This window comes from Psychrobacter sp. TB20-MNA-CIBAN-0197 (genome assembly GCF_040309765.1).
GTDB lineage: Bacteria > Pseudomonadota > Gammaproteobacteria > Pseudomonadales > Moraxellaceae > Psychrobacter > Psychrobacter submarinus.
This window is the reverse complement of sequence record NZ_JBEOPC010001326.1, coordinates 1-239: the sequence shown is the minus strand read 5'-3', so window position 1 is coordinate 239 and position 239 is coordinate 1. Positions and strand designations below refer to the sequence as shown.

At 43.5% G+C, this 239-nt stretch carries 1 protein-coding gene; it reads left to right on the top strand.

Going from position 1 to position 239, the window contains the following annotated elements; all coding sequences use genetic code 11:
* A partial coding sequence (locus AAEY83_RS18255; RefSeq protein ID WP_351061523.1) for a hypothetical protein occupies positions 1-239 on the top strand: 239 nt, incomplete at both ends.

The window sequence follows — 239 nt, the reverse complement described above, 5'->3', positions numbered from 1 at the left end:
CGACTTATCAGCGACACGTTATTTTAATACTGTCAATGTCGAGTCTATTTTGCCACCCAATGACAGCAGTGAAAACAGTACCTTAGCGTTCGATAATGCGCCTGGCAATGCGGCTGGTAATACTGGCAACGACGATGTTGACAGTGAGGTCAATGCTTCAGAAATTATTGATGATGTAGCCGCAGCAAATAATGGGGCAGAAAGTAGCAGTAATACGAATGGCACTGTTCAAAATGGTA